The 17,133-nt window shown below is 53.7% G+C and carries 18 protein-coding genes; 9 read left to right on the top strand and 9 right to left on the bottom strand.

Going from position 1 to position 17,133, the window contains the following annotated elements; genetic code table 11:
* Window positions 1-50 precede the first annotated feature (50 nt).
* Together ALB80_RS17610 and ALB80_RS21935 are read right to left on the bottom strand one after the other, a co-directional pair.
* Complete coding sequence (locus ALB80_RS17610; RefSeq protein WP_050605402.1) at window positions 51-275, bottom strand: DUF1127 domain-containing protein; 225 nt, start codon at window positions 273-275, stop codon at window positions 51-53.
* Window positions 265-489, bottom strand: coding sequence for a DUF1127 domain-containing protein (locus ALB80_RS21935; RefSeq protein WP_050605401.1), 225 nt, complete (start codon window positions 487-489; stop codon window positions 265-267). Before ALB80_RS21935 ends, ALB80_RS17610 begins: the two co-directional genes overlap by 11 nt.
* Window positions 490-619: 130 nt before the next feature.
* Here ALB80_RS21935 and ALB80_RS17600 point away from each other — a divergent pair, with 130 nt between their 5' ends.
* Entirely contained in the window at window positions 620-1,531 is a 912-nt protein-coding gene (locus ALB80_RS17600; RefSeq protein WP_050605445.1) for a LysR family transcriptional regulator, read from the top strand.
* 463 nt (window positions 1,532-1,994) lie between these two features.
* Here the strand turns inward: ALB80_RS17600 and yghX are convergent, their stop codons facing one another.
* Window positions 1,995-2,882: a YghX family hydrolase gene (gene yghX, locus ALB80_RS17595; protein WP_050605400.1), complete on the bottom strand. Its 888-nt coding sequence runs from the start codon at window positions 2,880-2,882 to the stop codon at window positions 1,995-1,997.
* Window positions 2,883-2,977: 95 nt separating this feature from the next.
* Window positions 2,978-4,141: an alanine--glyoxylate aminotransferase family protein gene (locus ALB80_RS17590; protein WP_050605399.1), complete on the bottom strand. Its 1,164-nt coding sequence runs from the start codon at window positions 4,139-4,141 to the stop codon at window positions 2,978-2,980.
* A 192-nt stretch (window positions 4,142-4,333) separates the two neighbouring features.
* On the opposite strand from ALB80_RS17590, the gene ALB80_RS22735 reads away from it, so the two are divergent.
* The 4 genes from ALB80_RS22735 to ALB80_RS22720 all read left to right on the top strand — a co-directional run bounded on the left by ALB80_RS22735 (window position 4,334) and on the right by ALB80_RS22720 (window position 7,839).
* Window positions 4,334-5,116: an FAD-binding oxidoreductase gene (locus ALB80_RS22735; protein ID WP_253276911.1), complete on the top strand. Its 783-nt coding sequence runs from the start codon at window positions 4,334-4,336 to the stop codon at window positions 5,114-5,116.
* Window positions 5,113-6,939 carry an FAD-binding and (Fe-S)-binding domain-containing protein gene (locus ALB80_RS22730; RefSeq protein WP_253276910.1) on the top strand — a complete coding sequence of 609 codons (1,827 nt, stop codon included), beginning with the start codon at window positions 5,113-5,115 and terminating at the stop codon, window positions 6,937-6,939. The genes ALB80_RS22735 and ALB80_RS22730 overlap by 4 nt, the downstream gene beginning before the upstream one ends.
* 222 nt (window positions 6,940-7,161) lie before the next feature.
* Window positions 7,162-7,560 (top strand): GntR family transcriptional regulator, encoded by a 399-nt coding sequence (locus ALB80_RS22725; RefSeq protein WP_253276909.1) that lies wholly within the window; start codon window positions 7,162-7,164, stop codon window positions 7,558-7,560.
* 12 nt (window positions 7,561-7,572) lie between these two features.
* Entirely contained in the window at window positions 7,573-7,839 is a 267-nt protein-coding gene (locus tag ALB80_RS22720; RefSeq protein WP_256364028.1) for an FCD domain-containing protein, read from the top strand.
* Between the two features lie 42 nt (window positions 7,840-7,881).
* Here the strand turns inward: ALB80_RS22720 and ALB80_RS17575 are convergent, their stop codons facing one another.
* The 5 genes from ALB80_RS17575 to ALB80_RS17555 all read right to left on the bottom strand — a co-directional run bounded on the left by ALB80_RS17575 (window position 7,882) and on the right by ALB80_RS17555 (window position 12,628).
* A complete protein-coding gene (locus ALB80_RS17575; protein WP_050605398.1) occupies window positions 7,882-8,958 on the bottom strand; it encodes an Ldh family oxidoreductase in 1,077 nt (358 codons plus the stop codon).
* Window positions 8,948-9,820 carry an ABC transporter permease gene (locus ALB80_RS17570; protein ID WP_050605397.1) on the bottom strand — a complete coding sequence of 291 codons (873 nt, stop codon included), beginning with the start codon at window positions 9,818-9,820 and terminating at the stop codon, window positions 8,948-8,950. The genes ALB80_RS17575 and ALB80_RS17570 overlap by 11 nt, the downstream gene beginning before the upstream one ends.
* On the bottom strand, window positions 9,817-10,626 hold the full coding sequence (locus tag ALB80_RS17565; RefSeq protein ID WP_050605396.1) for an ABC transporter ATP-binding protein: 810 nt from the start codon (window positions 10,624-10,626) through the stop codon (window positions 9,817-9,819). Before ALB80_RS17565 ends, ALB80_RS17570 begins: the two co-directional genes overlap by 4 nt.
* Window positions 10,623-11,582, bottom strand: coding sequence for an ABC transporter substrate-binding protein (locus tag ALB80_RS17560; RefSeq protein ID WP_234416594.1), 960 nt, complete (start codon window positions 11,580-11,582; stop codon window positions 10,623-10,625). Before ALB80_RS17560 ends, ALB80_RS17565 begins: the two co-directional genes overlap by 4 nt.
* Window positions 11,583-11,707: 125 nt before the next feature.
* Complete coding sequence (locus ALB80_RS17555) at window positions 11,708-12,628, bottom strand: fumarylacetoacetate hydrolase family protein (protein WP_050605394.1); 921 nt, start codon at window positions 12,626-12,628, stop codon at window positions 11,708-11,710.
* A 139-nt stretch (window positions 12,629-12,767) separates the two neighbouring features.
* Here ALB80_RS17555 and ALB80_RS17550 point away from each other — a divergent pair, with 139 nt between their 5' ends.
* The 4 genes from ALB80_RS17550 to ALB80_RS17535 all read left to right on the top strand — a co-directional run bounded on the left by ALB80_RS17550 (window position 12,768) and on the right by ALB80_RS17535 (window position 16,894).
* Complete coding sequence (locus tag ALB80_RS17550) at window positions 12,768-13,448, top strand: FadR/GntR family transcriptional regulator (protein ID WP_050605393.1); 681 nt, start codon at window positions 12,768-12,770, stop codon at window positions 13,446-13,448.
* A gap of 187 nt (window positions 13,449-13,635) precedes the next feature.
* Complete coding sequence (locus tag ALB80_RS17545; RefSeq protein ID WP_050605392.1) at window positions 13,636-14,319, top strand: fumarylacetoacetate hydrolase family protein; 684 nt, start codon at window positions 13,636-13,638, stop codon at window positions 14,317-14,319.
* 57 nt (window positions 14,320-14,376) lie between these two features.
* On the top strand, window positions 14,377-15,912 hold the full coding sequence (locus ALB80_RS17540; RefSeq protein ID WP_050605391.1) for an acyl--CoA ligase: 1,536 nt from the start codon (window positions 14,377-14,379) through the stop codon (window positions 15,910-15,912).
* Window positions 15,913-15,916: 4 nt separating this feature from the next.
* Complete coding sequence (locus tag ALB80_RS17535) at window positions 15,917-16,894, top strand: 2-dehydropantoate 2-reductase (protein ID WP_050605390.1); 978 nt, start codon at window positions 15,917-15,919, stop codon at window positions 16,892-16,894.
* Window positions 16,895-17,133: the final 239 nt, after the last annotated feature.

The following is a 17,133-nucleotide window of genomic DNA, read 5'->3' as shown; positions in this document are numbered from 1 at the left end:
GAGGACCAGCAAATTTCGTGTGAGCTTCTTACCTGAGGGCCCCCGCTCTATTAATCAGCCATCAATTTCGCGGCGTATTCCGGGATGTCGGATCGCGAAATTCCGATCTGAGCGAGCTGATGGTCGTTCATATTTGAAAGTGTGGAGAGCATCCGGGCCATTTGAAGCGCCTTCAAGGCAGCATTTGCCGTGGCTCCGATCCACGCCAGGAACCTGATTGATAGGGCGATGGCCTGACCACGATCTGTACCAGCCGTTTGGGTATTAGCAGCCATACGCAGCCTCCATAGCAAGTCTTTTGATGCAACTGCGCGGAATGCCCAGATCAATTAAGTCGCGGTCGGATAGCGCCGAGAGCTCATAATACGTTGCGCGATAAACCCTGCGTTTGGCCTGTGCCTTTCGCATCGTATCCAGCTTTTGATGAAAGAACGTGCGGCCAGCTTCGAAAACGACATCCAGACCGCTGTTTGATCGAGAAATTGCCATGATATTTCCTCGTCCGTTGCTGCAATGCAGTATTTATGCTGCAATGCAGAGATAAGGGTATTTGGTAGCGCTCACAATTCGACAATTTGGCAAAGGCCCCATGCCATATTGGAACAGCAAAGGTCACGACATGGACATTTCTGCGCAAATGCTAATCTTTGCGACGGTTGTCGAGCAGGGCAGCATCTCTGCGGCTGCAAGATCAATGGGGCAGACCCCATCGGCAGTAAGTAAGCAGATCGGATTACTTGAAGATCAGGTGCACTACCGCCTTCTTAATCGCACCAGAACGGGTGTCTCTCCGACGCGAGAAGGCCAAGATTTCTATGAAAAATGCAAAGCGATGGCTGACAAGTACAATGAAGCCAAAGCGATGATCCACAGCTTTGACGGTGTCCCACGCGGAGAACTCAGGATCGCATCCACTGTTGCATTCGGTAAGTCCCAACTGATTCCTGCTCTGCCAGAGTTCATGAAAGAGAACCCTGAGGTTCAAATGTCTTTGGATCTGACCGACCGAGAAATTGATCTTCGGAATGAAGGGTTCGATGCGGCGATCTGCTTTGCGGAACAACGCAAGAATCCAGATATGGTCATCAGGCGCATTATGCAGAGTCGAAGGGTGCTATGTGCCTCACCTGAATACCTTGAGCGTTCTGGAACACCGTTGAATTTTGCCGAATTGGCTGAGCACAATTGCTTGAGAGTTGCTGGGAGAAGCCAACGGAATGCATGGAACAGCATCGAACTGAACGCAGGCGAAAAATTTGTAGCAACAGGCAGCTTTGAGGGGAACAGCACCGATGTCGTCTTTCGAGCCGCTCTTGCTGGCATGGGGATCGCACGGCTGCCCTGCTATATGGCCAACAGTAAATTTAGCTCCGGCGAACTTGTCCACGTCATGCCGGAGTATGCACCACCCAGCACAGATATTGTCGTAATGTTTGCCGAAAGGCGGAATCTAGCACCAAAAACCCGCGCGTTCGTAGATTATCTCGCGCGGCGGTTTCGGGATGCCGAAGAGCACCAAAAGAACGGCTAACTACGCGTAGAAACGATAGCAGTTGTCCAAGCTTATCCGATCCCATCTGCTGAGACTGTTTAAAAGCCCAGTCGAAATTCAAAGAGAACTGCCGGGGCACCGCGATCAAAAATCTGGTAGCGGTTGGTGAATGCAGAATTGGTTACTTCGATCTAAGAGGAGCCCTTTCCGAACACATGATCGATGGCTGCTATCAGCGGCATCAAAGTGATAGTGCGTTTAACCCGCAGATGAGCTGCACACCTAACGATGGATCGCTTCACCTAAAACCGCTTCGACAATACTTTCCAATCGTTTCGACTCTAAAAAACATCCAATGGTTGGGATAGAAGGCCAAGACCTTGTCGCGGAAACGCTGACTGCGAAAGTCAATTTTCTAGGGCCTCTGAGGGCTTGGCCAAGATGAACCGTGGATTGCCACGAAGCGATATCAACGCATGACTGACTTCGTAGCTTACACCAATTACCTCAGATAGGTGTTGAACCAATTAATGGTGCGGTCCCAGGCTAGGTTTGCCATCTCCTCGTCATAGCGTGGCGTGCTGTCATTATGAAAACCGTGGTTGGCGTTTTCGTAGATGTAGGCCTCGTATACCTTGTCGTTGGCCTGCAGGGCGGCCTCAAAATCTGGCCAGCCTGTGTTGATGCGCTCGTCAAGCTCCCCCATCTGTATCAGTAACGGCGCCTGAATTTTGGCTACATCTTCGGCTGCTGGCTGGCGGCCATAGAACGGCACACCTGCGGCCAATTCGGGATAGGCCACGGCAATTGCGCTGACCACACCACCGCCGTAGCAGAAACCAACAGCGCCGACCTTCCCAGTGCAATCATCTCGGTTCAACAAGTATTCGAACCCATTGAAGAAATCGTTCATCAGCTCGACCCGATCGACGGTCTTTTGCAGCTCGCGCCCATCGGCGTCGTTGCCAGGGTATCCGCCCACTGACGTCAGGCCGTCGGGGGCCAAAGCCATAAACCCGGCTTTCGCCAATCTGCGGGCCACATCCTCAACGTAAGGATTCAAGCCTCGGTTTTCGTGGATTACCAACACCGCGGGTAGGGGCTCTTCCACGCCAGCAGGCCGAACAAGGTACCCCCTGACATCACCGGTTCCATTTGGTGAAGGGTAGGTGATGTAGTCTGCATGGATATCGGGATCGTTGAAGGATACCTGCTCGGCCAAAGCATAATTCGGGCTAAGCATGTTCAGCAGCGCGACCGCTGATAAACCACCAACCGCGAACTTACCAGCGCGGTCCAGGAACTGGCGCTTGGTGATTTTGCCGTGCGCATAAAAGTCGTACAGGTCCAGAAGTTCCTGGTCAAAGTCCTTTGCCGTCATGCGAGTCATTGTAAGTCTCCTTATGAATAGGCAGTCAAAAAGGTTGGTTATTGTTCGATCTATGAGTCTTGGTTTGGCTGTGTTTTTAGAAACTCTGTCCAGCGCTACGCAGCCTTGAGATGTTCCAAGGCAGCCTGAGTACCGCCTCCGTTATGTGGCATCCCGCTCTTGGCTAGCCCCATTTCTACGCCAGAAAGGGTGGCCATCAACATTAAGTCGTTGAAGTCGCCCAAATGGCCAATGCGGAATACCTTGTCGGCTACCTTGGACAGACCATTTCCTAGTGAGATGTCATAATGCTCAAGCGCCGTAGCACGAAACGCATCGGCGGAGTGACCTTCTGGGACCTTAACCGCAGTCAAGACGCCCGATTCCTGACCTTGATGTGTGCACAAAACCTCAAGACCCCAGGCGCGCACGGCAGCCCGTGTCGCGGCTCCGTGTCGGGCATGACGGGCAAAAACATTGTCCAACCCCTCCTCGTGCAACATGTCTATGGCCTCATTTAATCCATAGAGAAGATTGGTGCCGGGGGTGTAGGGAAAGAAGCCCTTCTGATTTGGCCCGACCATATCCTGCCAATCCCAGTAACTTCGCGGCGTGGTCACGGATTTTGAGTGTTTCAGCGCCCGATCACTCACGGCGTTGAAGCTCAGACCAGGCGGTAACATCAGTCCTTTTTGCGAGCCGGAGACACACACATCGACCCCCCAGTCATCGAACCAAAAATCAATCGACGCAAGGCCGGAGATGGAGTCCACGATTAGAAGCGCAGGGTGTTTCGCTGCGTCTATGGCTCTGCGCACTTCCTCAATTGGTGAGACTGACCCGGTAGACGTTTCGTTGTGGACGACGCACACCGCCTTGATGTCGTGCTGCTCATCCGCACGTAGACGGTCTTCAATCTGATTGGGGTCAGCGCCGCCACGCCAATCTCCTTCAATCAGCTCTGGCTGCAACCCTAGTTTTCCAGCCAAGTTGCACCACATGAAAGCGAAATGCCCTGTTTCGAACATCAGTACTTTTTCGCCCGGCGAAACCGTGTTCACAAGTGCGGCTTCCCATGCACCGGTGCCGGATGAAGGATAGATAAAGACGTTCTGTTGTGTCTTGAAAATCGTTTTCATGCCATTGAGGGCTTTATTCCCGACTTCTGCAAAATTGGGTCCTCGATGATCAATGGTCTGCGTGCTTATGGCTCTCAGGATGCGATCTGGCACAGCGCTTGGCCCTGGAATCTGCAAAAAGTGTCTACCCGCCTGACGCATTTGAACTGATCCTTACGCTGGTGCCAAAAGAGTGGCGCTATTACCTATTGCAAAAGTTAATTATGAATTCATTATTCAGTCAACGGTGAAGTGAAGCGTCTAACTGGGGCTTACAGGGAAGGGAAGGCGAACCTGATGGTAGAGAATGGATCGTTGTACCGCCGACTGTTGTCTGATGTGCGGGGGGAAGTGATGACAGATCTGGCATCGCTTGCTCGATACTCGACCGATGCCTCAATCTATCAGATGATACCGGACGCTGTGGTGATCCCCCAGTCCACAGAAGATGTCCAAGCCGTGATGTCCATTGCGCGGGACGAAGGAAGTTCGGTTCTGCCTCGCGGCGGCGGCACGTCGCAATGCGGGCAAACGGTCAATCAGAGTGTTGTGCTGGACAACACAAAACACTTGAATCGTATTCTAGACGTAGACGTTGAGAAGCGTATTGCGCGCGTTCAACCCGGTGTTGTTCTGGATCAATTGAACGAAGCTTTGAAGAAGCATGGCCTGTGGTTTCCCGTGGATCCCTCTACAGCGTCTCGTTGCACTCTTGGGGGGATGGCCGCAAACAATTCTTCAGGTGGAAAGTCTCTGCGATACGGGATCATGCGAGACAACGTCCGTGCGATAAACGCAATCCTGGTTGACGGCATGGAAGCGCGGTTTAGCACTGATACGGCCGCATCAGGCGATTATGCGGATCTTGTTGGTGATTTGCGCGCTCTTGGGCGTCGCGAGGCTGTTGAAATTGACGCTCGTTTTCCCAAAGTCCAGCGCCGTGTGGGCGGGTACAATATCGACGCCCTCGTAGGTAACGACATCAACATGTCCCATTTATTGGTGGGGTCAGAAGGCACATTGGCCTATTTCACAGAACTGGAACTAAGTCTGGCACAGTTGCCGGGCGCGAAAGTTACTGGTGTGTGCCATTTCCGACATTCCGTGCTGCAATGGAGGCCACCCAGCACATCGTGACACTCAACCCCCAGGCGGTAGAGTTGGTCGACGACACCATGATTGCGTTGGGGCGTGAAATCCCATTGTTTCGCAAAACGATTAATGCATTTGTTGAAGGCAATCCCGAAGCCCTGCTGCTGGTGGAATTCGCCGAGGGCAGCGGCGAGGCCAATGCCGCAAAACTGGTCGAACTTTCGCAACTGATGGGAGATCTCGGGTTTGCTTTCAGCGGTGCGGGAAACCGGTGGGGCGGCGTTGTCACTGTTACGGACAACTCTTTGCAGAATGCTATCGCCGAGTACCGAAAATCCGGGTTGAATGTCATGATGTCGATGAAAGAGGCAGGCAAACCGATCTCTTTTGTCGAAGATTGCGCCGTCCCTTTGCCCGACCTCGCCGATTACACCGCTGGCCTAACCGAAATATTTGCCCAGCATGGCACAAGGGGAACATGGTACGCGCATGCCTCGGTGGGGTGTTTGCACGTGCGCCCTGTGCTGAACATGCGGCAAGACAAAGACGTCCGGACAATGAGGGCGATCGCCGAAGAAACATTTGATCTGGTCAAAAAATATAAAGGATCTCATTCAGGTGAACATGATGACGGGATCGTACGGTCAGAATTTCATGAAAAGATGTTCGGTCAGCGTATCGTTTCTGCGTTTGAACAGATTAAGAACCGGTTTGATCCCAACGGGGTAATGAATCCCGGCAAGATCGTGAACGCGCCTGCCATGGATGACCGCCGACTGTTCCGCTACGGCCAGGACTATTCGGTTCCTGAATTTGAAACGACGCTGGACTGGTCCGCTTGGCCGGGTTCCGGAGGAGGGTTTCAGGGCGCCGTCGAGATGTGCAACAATAATGGTGCATGCCGCAAGCTCAAGGGCGGCGTTATGTGTCCATCTTTTCGAGCGACCCGAAACGAGCGTGATGTTACGCGTGGACGGGCAAATACGCTGCGGTTTGCGATCAGCGGGCAGATGCCGGGCGGTTTGTCGTCAGATGCCATGTTGGACACAATGAAGTACTGCGTATCCTGCAAAGCTTGCGCTCGGGAATGTCCGACTGGCGTCGACATGGCGCGAATGAAAATCGAAGTATTGTCAGCGAAACGTAAAAAAGATGGGCTGACGTTGGCAGACAAGTTGATAGCTTACCTGCCCCGATATGCGCCAATAGCAGCGAAAGTCGCGTGGCTTATGAATTTACGAAACAAAATTGGACCCTCGCGTAAACTATTGGAGGGACCGACTGGTATTTCAGCGCGAAGTGACCTGCCAGTGTGGTCTTCTGCTCCGTTCCGTGATGCCGAGGCTCAGGACAATGATCCGCAGGTGTTGCTGTTTGCCGATGTGTTCAACCGGTATTTCGAGCCGGAAAATCTACGCGCTGCTGTCCGGGTTCTGCGGGCAACAGGACTTCGGGTGGCCGTGGCGCGAGACAAGCGATCTGACCGGGACTTGGATTGCGGACGTACTCTCTTAGCTATGGGCTGCGTCGACGAAGCGCGTCACGAGGCACAGCGTGTGATTGACGCGACGCAAGAGGCGGTTGCAAAAGGTGTGCCGGTAGTCGGACTCGAACCGTCCTCTATCCTCACTTTCCGGGATGAATTTACAGGTCTTTGCCCGGGGTCGGAAGCAGACTCGTTGTCTGACGCCACGCATACCTTCGAAGAATTCCTGGCCAACCAGCCGGACTTGCCTTTGAAGCCGTTCGATCGCCCAATTTATGTGCATGGGCATTGCCACCAGAAAGCTTACGATGCTGTCACACCGATGCTTGACCTTTTGAAGCGTATTCCGGGGGCACAAGTTCACATGATTGAAAGCGGTTGATGCGGCATGGCCGGGGCGTTTGGATATGCGCCTGACACTATCGATGTTTCGATAAAGATGGCACAACTCGACTTGTTCCCGGCGTTGGAAGCGGCGCCTATAGACGCAGTTATCGTGGCAGACGGGACATCTTGCCGCCACCAAATCGCCGAAGGTACGCAACGCCAAGCTATGCACGTCGCGCGCCTGTTGGATATGGTTCTTGATGTTTAGGAAATGGAAATGAACCTGACGGACAGCATTAATCGCCCGACCCTTCACGAAGAACTGGTCGAAAGGCTGCGTAACCTGGTTGTCGAAGATGTTCAAAAGCCGGGTGAAAAAGTGCCCGAGAAACAGCTTTGCGATTCGCTGGGGATCTCACGGACACCACTGCGAGAAGCCCTAAAGGTGCTTGCATCAGAAGTCTTTGTGGTACTTCAGGCCAACCGGGGAGCCCGCGTCGCCAGTGTCACGCGAGAGGAATTGGAGAAAACGTTTCCAGTGCTTGCAACGCTTGAGCAACTGACGGGAGAGTTGGCATGTCAGCACATGGATTCTGCTGAAATCGAACTAATCGAACGTCGCCACGTCGATATGCTGAAAGCCTATAAATCGAGTGATCGCCAGGCATATTTTTAGGCCAATCAGGACATTCATCAGGCACTGATACGTGGCGCGCGAAACGATATCCTTGAAAGCCACCACAAGCTGTTGGCCGCACGGGCCCGCCGCGCACGCTTTATGGCCAACTTGTCGGACGAGCGCTGGGCGCAGGCCATTGACGAACATGAAGCCATGATGAAGTTGCTCAAGGACCGAGATGCAGATGGGCTTGGAAAGTCCATGAAGCATCACATGATGAACAAGCTTTCTGCTCTTGTGAAAGCGCTGGAGGCAGAGGGCGAGACACCTCGCTAAACTCTCGTCAAAAGCGCCTACCAGCTTCCCACGGATGCGCTGCTAGTCGGCACTGAGACTAGGAAACAGAGGGGATAGCCCACAGTCCTCAGCAAGTTTGTTGAGATCTCTACAAAGAGCGGGGTTCAGCCTCACACCGTCTTTGCGGCGGGCCTCTGCAGCAGCCGTTTTGCCGTCTCCGGGCAAGCGCACCGGGTCATGACCGGGCAGGGGGGGAGATGCGCGCATTTCAGAAAACACGCGGGCTGCCCTAGAAGCAAAGTCTTTGTCCATTCCAAAAGCTGCCGGATCAAGCGCCATTACAAATTGCCCTGTGTTTGTGGACGATGTCGTGTCTGAGGTGAAGTTAACCACATCAGAGCCGAAGGCCGCGCCGTTTAACACCCCGGCCATCAATCCGATAGCTACGGAAAGACCGAACCCTTTCGGACCCCCAATCGGCAACAGAAACCCTTCTGACTTGAGCGCAGGGTCCGTCAATGGGTTTCCATCACGCCCAACCATCCAGCCCTCGGGCATAGGCTTGCCTTGCTGCAACAGGGTTTTGATCTTACCCATCGCGGCTACGGTCGTCGCCATATCAAACACAAACGGGTCGGGACCATCGGCAGGGGCGGAAAAAGCAATGGGATTGGTGCCAAGAAGCAAATCGCTACCGCCATAAGGCGGGACGTGGTTCGCGCTACCCACTGCCGCGGCCATACCAAGCAGCCCTGCCTCGGCTTGTGGACGTACATAAAGTGCCAGTGGTCCCGCATGATTGCCGCGCCGAACACCAACCCATCCGATGCCGGCCTCTTTTGCCTTTTCAATTGCAAGATCCCGGGCCGCCGACATAGCCAGATGGCCGAGGCCGTCATCTCCGTCGATCAAAGCGGTTGCAACAGTCTCATGTACTACTGTGACTTTTGGCGTAGGATTAGAGCCGCCTCCCGCCAGCCGGGCTAGGTACTGTCGCAGGCGAAAGACACCGTGCGTGCCGTAGCCATAAATGTCGGCCTCAACCATCGTCGAGGCCACCTTGTCCGCGTCTGATTTTGGCACACCTCGAGTTTCGAGTGCGGCCGCCACAAATTCACGCAGGGTGTGGCAGTCTATTTTCACAGGCTCAGAAGTCATCTCTTCCTACTTGTTCTTTGTGCCAGAACACCAATTTACGCTGTGTCCAAACCACCGACGCAAATACGACCAGACCAACAAGGCTGAGATACAGGATCAACGAGAAGACGCGCGGCGTGTTGAGCTGCGAGGCCGCAACCCGGATAAGTTCGCCAAATCCCTTGCCACCACCCAGGAATTCTCCTGTGATTGCGCCAGCCATTACGCCGACCGCTCCGATCTTGAGGCCAGTGAAAACCTGCGGTAGGCCAGTTGGCAATTTCATCTTGATCAATGTCTGCATCCGACTTGCACCCATCGTCTTGAAAAGCATACGCGCGTTTTCGTCGGCAGCGTGAAGCCCGGCCGCAGTACCAACAACGATTGGAAATGTTGCGATAAAGGCAGCAAGCGCGACCTTTGATTCAATGCCAAAACCCAACCACGCTACAAAGAGTGGGGCAAATGCCACCTTTGGCATGGTATCTATCGCCACCAGGTAAGGCATCACTGCCTTTTCACCAAATGCCGTTTCCCCCACCAATACGCCCAGCGAAAAACCGATCGCGATTGCCAGTGCAAAACCATAGATAACTTCTTTGATTGTGATCCACAGCGCCCCAAGCATGTAGCCGCCAGTCAATAGATTTTGACCCACGAAGATCATATCTTTCAGGGTTTCCAACGGTGTAGGCAGAATGATCGGGGAAACCAGCCTAAGGCTCGTCACAATTTGCCAAGTGCCGACGAAAACCACGAAGACAAAGGTCATCGCCAGCCAGCGTGGGACCGAGTCTATAAAGTGAACTTTTTGTTCCCATACCGTGTCTTCTGCGGTGTCGGCGTCTTTTAGGGCAGGTGAGTAGTTATGAACGTCGCTCACATTTCTTCTCCCTTATCCAGGAGGCCGCGAATGTAGTCTACAATGGCGCCAAACTTGGGCGTGGTCATCATATCCAACGTGCGCGGGCGTGGCAGGTCGACCTTCACAATTTCGGCAATCCTGCCCGGGCGTGGTTTTAGCACGACGATTTCGTCGGACAAAATCACGGCTTCCTGAATAGAGTGCGTAACAAGAAAAGCAGTCGCATCCTGTTCATGGCAAATCCGCTGCAGTTCCATATTCATCATGTCGCGTGACAGCTCGTCCAGCGCGCTGAATGGTTCGTCCAACAAAAGCACGGCTGGTTCTGTGATCAGCATACGGCAGATTGAGGCGCGCTGCGCCATGCCGCCCGACAATTCGTTCGGGTATACGTTTTCGAATCCCTTCAAACCCACGATGTCCAAAAGTTCGTGAGCCTTGCCCATTGCTTGCTTCGCGGCTGCCTTGCCGTCGCGGATCTCGATTGGCAACACGATGTTTTCCACTGCTGTTTTCCAGGGAAATAGTGTCGCCTGTTGGAACATCATGCCAATGTCTCGACGGGGTCCGGTCACTGGCATGCCCTGTAGGATCACACGCCCTTTGGTGGGAGGGATCAGACCCGCCATGATCTTGAGCAGAGTTGACTTCCCGCACCCGCTGGACCCAATGACAGAAGTGAAACTTCCTTTCCGTAGCGTCAGATCAATATCCTCAAGCGCAACAACAAGGTTGCGTGCATAGGTCTTGCTTAAATGGGTCAATTCGTAGACCGGCGTGCCCAAGGGCGCGCCGGAAAACTTTTGTGCGGCTGCAGCGTTCATTTGCTGGCGGCCTCGTTGCCAATGGCGGCAAATTCATTGGTCCAGGCGGCGCTCAAGTCATCAAGCGGTCCCGGAATTTCACCCCCTGCGACAAGTGCGTCTTGCCACTCTTGCCAAACCTCGGCGGGGTACCATCCCAGACCATTGCTTGGATCCGCTGCTATGGTTTTCGAACGTACGGCATCGAACAGCGCTGCCTGGAATTCCTTGTCTTCGCCTTCCTGCGGATTGCCGTCCGCCAGATGCTTCAGCACAGCTTCACGGTTGGCATCGTCGAGAGCAAAGGCATGGCCACGTGCGAACGCGCGGCTCCAGGCCTCGACCAATTCGCGATCATTGGCGATTGTGTCAGCCATTGTGGCGATACCGTTTCCGAAGAAACGCCCAAATTCCGCAGGCGTTATGTCGCGCACCTTCATTCCGCGCTGGTTCAGGATTGCTGTATCTGCCGTCGAAGCAGAATATGCGTCGATTTCACCGTTCAGGAAAGCTGCTGTCGCCGGGCCGCCGTCGCCAACGGTAAGAAATGTGAAATCCTCACCTTCTTTCATACCTGCACCGGTCAAGACGTTGCGTGCAAAACCCACTTCGGCACCGTCTGCGGTGCCGGTCCCGATGACCTTCCCGCGCAGTTCCTCAACGCTTTGGACTTCAGAGTCTTCCGGCACCGCGATGCCGAAGTTGCTGCGTGCCGCAACGTTGTAGATATGTACGGCATCCACATCGCGCGACCGCGCCGCAATCAGAGGCCCGGGTCCAGGGCGACCGAAATGCGCTTGCCCAGCAGACAATGCCTGAAGCACGGCGCCTGAGCCGTTGATAGCCTCGACGGTCACGTTCAATCCTTCATCTGCGAAGTACCCTTCTCCAATGGCGACAAACACAGGAAATGAGTTGATTGCCGAAGGGCTGGGTTGCACGAAGGTGATTTCACGCAAGTCTTGCGCAAAACCCATTGTTCCTAGTGCTCCTGCTACCGGAACAGCAGTAAGCAGGGACGCTGTGAAAGTCCTTCTGTTCATCATTGTAGTCTTCCTCCCTTGAATGTTGACGCCTCACAGCGATTGCTGCGTAGGAGCCATTATACGGCGCGCACTGTGTTCCTTAGCGTGCCGATTTCGGAAACCTCGCAAACTACGACGTCCCCGTTTTTCAAAAACTGCGGCGGTTCCATTGCGTATCCGACGCCTGATGGCGTACCTGTCGCAATGATGTCTCCCGGTTCCAGTGTCAGGCCTTCAGACAAGGATGCGATCAACGTTGGAATGTCGAATATCATGTCCGACGTCATCCCGTTTTGGCGCTGGTCACCGTTAACTGTCAGTCCGATCGACAGAGCTTGCGGATCGCTGACGGCATCGGCGGTCACGATGCAGGGACCAATTGGGCAAGATCCATCCAACCCTTTGCCTTTGAAGTACTGGCCGCCATGGCGGCGCTGTATGTCTCGGGCGGTTATGTCGTTCAGAATAGAATACCCAAAGACATGATTAAACGCATCTGCCTTGGTGATGTTACGGCCGCGCTTCCCTATCACGACTGCCAACTCGACTTCGTAGTCGATGGACTGCGACACTGAAGGAAAGAGTAGGATGTCAGCGTCTGGCGCAACGACCGAGGTCGGCGGCTTGGTAAAGAAAACCGGATGCTCGGTGATGCCGATTTTCTCTTTTTGCGCCCGTTCGCCTTCTGCGATGTGCTCAGCGTAGTTTCGCCCCACGCAGAAAACGTTCTTACGCGGCGTGGGAATGGGCGACAGAAGAGGCGCGTCTTCGGGGACGAGCAGGTCCTTGAGTTCGCCTGCCTCACCCGCGGCAACAACGGCACTCAACGCTTCCAGCGCGGTCTGACCGCCTTCGATAACCAACTGCATCGTGCTTACATCAAGAGCCGTATCCGGCATGAGCATCTTAATCGCACGCGAAACATCCAACCTGCTTCCATTGGGAAGAAATGCGACGCAAACGGCGTGGCTATCTACTGAAACAGTCGCTAAACGCACTTGGCTCTCCTACTATATGCTGGCGCCAACTTAGGTCACCGATCTTGGCAGGCGACTCAGATTTGGTTGTCACTTGCCCTTGAGTTTTTGCCGACTTGGCGTTTCAATCAATCAACCAATCAGCAAATTGGGTGGCAACGTGAGTGAGCCTACAGAACTTTCGCAACGTGTCCGGGACCTGATCGACAATGCTGGGTACCGGCACAACGATAGGCTTCCGCCTGAAAGGGAACTGTGCCAACGGCTTGGCACAACCAGAAATCAGCTGAGGCGCGTATTGGCTGAACTTGAGGCGCAGGGGCTTATCTGGCGGCATGTGGGTCGGGGCACTTTCGTCGGTGCCCGACCGGTTCTCAATCTGACGGACGTGACCTATCTGGGTGACCAGATCAAGCCAGAACAGGTTGTGGGAGTGCGATTTACGATCGAGCCGCAGCTTAGCCGCCTTGCCGCGCTTCATTCTACGCGCTCGGACCGCGAGCAAATGAGACTATGCGTTGAGAGGTGCCGAGCCGCAGAGGACTGGCGCACTTATGAAGCGTGGGACAACAATTTGCATCATGCGATAGCCCGGGCAACGCGTAACCAGCTTTTCCTGTATTTCTTCGAGACCCTGAATTCCGTTCGAAGGTCCATTGTGTGGGGGCAACCTCGTAAAACCTATAAACCCCCCGATGATTATTCCAGCTTTCGAGAGCATGACTTGATCCTGTCGGCGATATCGAGTGGGGACGGAGAAGAGGCGGCGCAGGCCATGTTGGCTCATCTGAGGTCCGTTTACTCCCGTGTTTTGCCAGCTAGTCTTGAGGCCGACCATTAAACCAGCGCCCGACCAATTTTGGAAATGGTTGGGTTAAGCTGCGGCTGAACCTCTTGCAAATAGACGGTCACATTGGCGATGACTGAGGCAACAGCTACGTCCTTTCGGGCGTGGTACCGCTTCGATCGGAACAAGGCCACAGATTGGCAAACCGATCTTTGGCAACGAAACGTTCAGGAGGATAGCGATGCACGATCATGTAATTCCCGCGGCGAAGGTTCACGAAATACCGGTAGAAGGCGGTGGCCGGTTTCCGGTACGTCGGGTTTATTGCATTGGTCGAAACTACGCGGCGCATGCTATAGAAATGGGCCACGACCCAAATCGTGAACCCCCATTTTTCTTTCAAAAGAATCCTGACAATCTCGATCCATCCGGAGAATTTCCATATCCTGCTCACAGCTCAGACGTACATCATGAAGCTGAAATGTATGTAGCGCTCAAATCCGGCGGCACAAAAATTTCTGTGGAAGATGCTCTGGATCATGTCTACGGCTACGGGCTTTCACTCGATATGACCCGTCGAGATCTACAGGGCGAAATGAAGAAAATGGGTCGCCCTTGGGAAATCGGGAAGGCATTTGAGCGCTCAGCTCCATGCGGACCGGTGCACAAAGCAGAAGAAGTAGGAGCACTCGACGAAGGCGCAATTCGCCTAACGGTGAACGAGGAAATTAGGCAGGAAGGCGATTTGAACCAGATGATCTGGAAAGTTCCTGAGATGATCTCATACCTGAGCGATTACTTCGAACTTGCTGCCGGAGACGTTATCCTTTCTGGAACTCCTTCTGGCGTTGGCCCCGTCAACCGAGGTGATGTGATGGTTTTGACGGTCGACAAATTGGGTAGCCTAACTGTCAAGGTGACATAGAGCCGACACCGAACCCTCTCTGCGAAATAGGCCAATGCTTTTGTAAACGGATCCCGGATGCCCCACTTAGTCGCCGAATTGATCGCACCCCATTCTGGCACTGCAAACGCTATCGGTGCCCCTGGTCGATCTTGGTTGAACTACCTCGGGCTGCGTGAGCTTTGCGCAAAGGTCAAAAAAGATCTCCATCAGATCGGAGTAGGTCGCGGCGACCGAGTGGCAATTGTGTTGCCCAATGGTCCCGAAATGGCGACGGCCTTCATATCCGTTGCCCAAGTGGCAACGACTGCACCTTTGAACCCGGCGTACACTTACGAAGAATACGTTTTCTACCTCAAAGACCTGAAGGCCAAGGCCCTTCTGGTAAACGAAAACGACGATGGACCTGCCGTAAAAGCTGCTGGGGACCTTGGCGTCGCAATCTTGAGGGCCTCTCACGATAGCTTACATTCGGCCGGTCAGTTTTCTATTTTGTCCTGTGACCCAATTGGCTCGGCTGACACATCCACGCCGGGCGAAGATGATGTCGCCCTGATACTGCACACGTCAGGAACTACATCGCGTCCCAAAATCGTCCCTCTGACGCAGGCCAATATCTACGCATCCGCGCGAAACGTGGCTTCGTCTTTGAAACTGACAATCGACGATCGCTGTCTGAGCATTATGCCGCTGTTTCATATCCACGGGTTGATTGCGGCCGTTGCCGCGTCTTTAGGTGCTGGATCTCAAATTAGCTGCGCCCCCGGGTTCAACGCGCTCAGCTTTTTCTCTCAAGTCGCTGAAGTCGACCCTACCTGGTACACCGCAGTTCCGACAATGCATCAAGCTATTCTCGCCCGAGCTGCACGAAACCAATCGATCATTGAGCAATCGCGGTTGCGCTTTCTTCGGTCTTCTTCTGCTTCGTTGCCGGGCCAGGTAATGGAAGAGTTGGTGGCAACCTTTAATGCGCCCGTCATCGAAGCCTACGGCATGACTGAGGCGACACATCAAATGTGTTGCAACCCGCTTACTCCCCAAACTCAAAAACCCGGATCTGTTGGAATAGCAGCAGGTCCCGAAGTCAGAATTGCAGACGAGAACGAAAATGTTCTGATCTCTTCGAGGGACGTCGGAGAAATCGTTATCAGCGGTCCGAACGTGACGCAGGGTTACGAAAGCAACCCGCAGGCAAATGCCGAAAACTTCTTTGAAGTGGGCGGGAAAACTTGGTTTCGCACTGGTGACCAAGGGTCGTTCGACGAAGAGAATTACCTGCGACTGACCGGTCGTCTTAAGGAGCTTATCAATCGCGGCGGAGAGAAAATCAGTCCGCTCGAAGTTGATGCCATTCTATTAAGCCATCCGGACGTTGCACAGGCAGTTTGTTTCGCTGTACCCCACGAAAAATTGGGCGAAGATATCTCCGCGGCGGTCGTGCTCGCCGAAGGTGCCTCAATCGCAGGTCAGGAAATTAGGGATTTTGTCGGTTCTAGGCTCGCTAAATTTAAAGTGCCGAGTTCAGTAGTTATACTCGAAGAGATACCGAAGGGTGCGACAGGCAAAATACAAAGAATTGGGCTGGCCGCAAAACTGGGGCTGGCGGAGGCATAGACACATGAAAATCTGTATCTTTGGTGCCGGAGCTATCGGAGGTTACGTTGCCGCGAAGCTCGCGCAGACCGACGTGGACGTTAGTGTCGTCGCGCGAGGGCCCCATCTGGCTGCAATGCAAGAAAAAGGGCTGGCTCTTCTTCAGAATGGGGAAAATCCAATAAACGTCCCAATACGTGCCTCAGACAATGCTTCCGATCTCGGCCCACAAGATTATGTATTCATCACACTGAAAGCGCATTCCGTCCCAGCAGTCGTAGACTCAATGCAGCCGTTGATTGCAGACGAGACAACCATAGTAAGTGGAGTGAACGGAGTGCCCTGGTGGTATTTCCACAAACTGGGCGGCCCTTACGAGGGAACGAGGTTGGCGTCAGTCGACCCGGGTAACGTGCAGTGGGACGGTTTTGGACCAGATCGTGTCCTCGGATGTGTTGTTTATCCTGCCGCCGAGGTCATTGCTCCAGGATCAATCAAGCATATCGAAGGCAATCGTTTTTCGTTGGGCGAGCCCGATGGTTCTAAATCAGACCGTGCTGCCAAGCTTTCGGCTGCGCTATCCGCCGCGGGACTGCGTGCGCCCGTCAGACCAAGAATCCGAGATGAAATTTGGTTGAAACTGTGGGGTAACTTGTCATTCAACCCGATTTCAGCTCTTACCCACTCAACACTTGATGTCTTGTGTGCCGACGAAGGCACACGCTCCGTGGCACGCGGAATGATGCTCGAGGCTCAGGAAGTCGGTGAAAAACTTGGGGTTAAGTTCCCGATAGATGTTGAAAAACGCCTCGACGGCGGTGCGGCTGTCGGTGCGCACAAAACCTCAATGTGGCAGGATTTGGAGTTGCGCCGACCGATGGAAATTGATGCCTTGGTCACTTCAGTGCAAGAACTGGGGCAACTTACAGGAATCTCAACGCCCATAATCGACACCGTAGCATCACTGATCAAACTGAGGGCAAAGGTCGCAGGTCTTTACTAAAGTCTTTGTGGGCCTTGCAACGAGAGCATTGCTTGAGGCGGATAACTGAGACTGGTTCGAACGTGTCATACAGCGTCTTTGGGAGTTTCCCTGCACCTTCGATGACAGTTAGCTCCTCGTTTTGGGTTAGAAATTCTTGTCGTTTGGGTCGGAATTGAGTGACGCGATTTACCCATTTGTTGAGGTTTTAGACGCCGATTGAGTCAGGAATCAGTGACGTTCCACAGTAAATGTTGAAC

Source organism: Ruegeria sp. 6PALISEP08, from assembly GCF_001238295.1.
Classification (GTDB): Bacteria; Pseudomonadota; Alphaproteobacteria; order Rhodobacterales; family Rhodobacteraceae; genus Ruegeria.
This window is presented reverse-complemented; position numbering and strand designations above follow the sequence as displayed.